This window comes from Streptomyces sp. SM1 (assembly GCF_002910825.1).
GTDB classification, from domain to species: Bacteria; Actinomycetota; Actinomycetes; order Streptomycetales; family Streptomycetaceae; genus Streptomyces; species Streptomyces okerensis.
Genome location: NZ_NEUB01000069.1, coordinates 1 through 1,834 on the forward strand (window position 1 = coordinate 1; position 1,834 = coordinate 1,834).

1 protein-coding gene and 1 pseudogene are annotated in these 1,834 nt (G+C 74.9%); both read right to left on the reverse strand.

The annotated features are described in order from the left end of the window. Positions 1 to 145 (reverse strand): annotated as a pseudogene (locus tag B9S61_RS01530) (alpha-glucosidase/alpha-galactosidase); the annotation flags it as partial. Further along, positions 142 to 1,104 (reverse strand): carbohydrate kinase family protein, encoded by a 963-nt coding sequence (locus B9S61_RS01535; RefSeq protein ID WP_103540563.1) that lies wholly within the window; start codon positions 1,102 to 1,104, stop codon positions 142 to 144. The gene B9S61_RS01535 and the pseudogene B9S61_RS01530, both read right to left, overlap by 4 nt. Positions 1,105 to 1,834: the final 730 nt, after the last annotated feature.

Consider the following 1,834-nt stretch of genomic DNA (forward strand, 5'->3'; position numbering starts at 1 on the left):
CGGCGGTGGCCAGCCGCTCGGGGTCGATGTCGTGCAGGGCGACGTGCGCGGTCCGCAGCTCCGGGAAGGCGAACAGGTCGGCGAGCAGGCCCTGGGTGAAGACGACGCTTCCGGCGCCGACGAGGACAATCCTGGGAACGGTCACGATGCTCCGGCTTTCTGCGGGTCGAGGTGGGACGGGGCTTCGTCCCAGGAGGGCTGGGCGTCGGTGCCGCCGGGGCGGCGGGTGGACAGGGCACCGCAGACGCCGGCGAGGGCGAGTGCCTCCCCGGCCGGGAGGCCGTGCAGCAGCGCGGTGAGGAAACCGGCGCCGAAGCTGTCGCCCGCGCCCACGGTGTCGCTCGGTTGTCCGGGGACGGCGCCGGTGCTGAGCAGAGTCGTGCCGTCGGCGCAGAACGCCCCGTCGGCGCCGTTCTTCACGGCGACGAGCGGCACCCGGCCGGCGAGGACGCGCGCGGCCTCCGCCACCTGGGAGGGGCCGGTCGGCCTGCCCGCCAGCCGGCACGCCCCGTCGGCGTTGGGCAGCAGCACGTCGGTGTGCGCCAGGACACCGGCGAGTGCGGCCGGGTCCCAGCGGCCGGACGGGTCGTCGTTGGTGTCGAGCGAGGTGGTCGCTCCGGCGGCCCGGGCGGCGGCGAACAGCCCGGGGAGCCCGGCCGCCAGCCGGGGCATCAGGAAGAACGATCCCGTGTGGACATGGCGGACCGAACCCACCAGCCGTTCGGGCACGTCGGCCGCGGACACCGCGGGCAGGGTGCCCGGCGCGGTGAGGACGGCGCGGTCGCCGCCGCGGGTGACGCACACGGTGAGCGGGGTGGGCAGGGTGTCGTCGGTCCGCAGCGCGTCGACGTTCACCCCGCGTGCCGCGAGCCGGTCGCGTACGTAGGAGCCGGCGTGGTCGTCGCCCACGCGGCCGGCGAAGGCGACGCGCAGCCCCAGCCGGGCGGCGCCGCAGGCGGTGATGGCGGCCGAGCCGCCGAGGGTCATGGTGCCGCCGTCGACCAGGAGTTCGCGCTGGCCGAAGGCGAGGGGTTCGGTGAGGGGACCGACGACGACGTCCGGATTGGCGTCGCCGACGACGAGCAGGTCGAAGTCGCGTGGCATGAGGTGTCCTCGGGTGGCGTGAAGACTGAGGAGGGAGGGTGGAGGGCGGCCGGGAGAAGAGGCGGCGGCGGGCGGCGGGGGAGAGGCCGTCAGCCCTTGAGCCGGTGGAGGGCCCGCTGCGGCATGGCCGGCCTGTCGAGGCCGGCCCCGGGGGCCACTGAGCGGACGCCCCTTCCCGTCCCGACCTGGGGGGTCCGGGGGCAGCGCCCCGGGGGACGGGGACGGGAAGGGGCGGCGGGGCGGACTCCTCCTCCACTCTCTACGGAGAGTGATGTTCTGGCCGAAGCGACGAGCGGTGTCATCGGCGTCCGAGAGCCCTCGGACCGTCGGCCCCGGGCGACCGGGCCATGCCTCGGCGCGGGCCCGCCCCGCCGAGGGCCCTCGTCCGCGCAGACTCAATGCGACCACTTGTGACCAGTGACGATCGTTCGGCACTCACTCCAGACACCTTGTGCCGAACGGTTATCGGGCTGTCGTACGACGCCTCATACCAGAGCGCGATGCTGTCCGTATGAGTTTGTCAACTGCCCACCGCACATGATGCGGTGGCGACTACGGTGAGTGTCGGTCAGGAGGCGTGACGCTCGCCGCGCCGACGCGTCGGAATCAGGGAGCGGGGACCGGTACGTGCAGCCACAAGGCGGACGAGGGAGTCGACGGGGCGAGGGGGTCCGGCGCCCGGGCCCGGCCGGCGCCCCGGGTCCGGACGGGGCGCGGGAGACCGTCCACA

Coding starts and splice junctions, on each gene's coding strand:
- B9S61_RS01535 (WP_103540563.1), bottom strand. CDS start 1,104: ATGCCACGCGACTTCGACCTGCTCGTCGTCGGCGACGCCAATCCGGAC.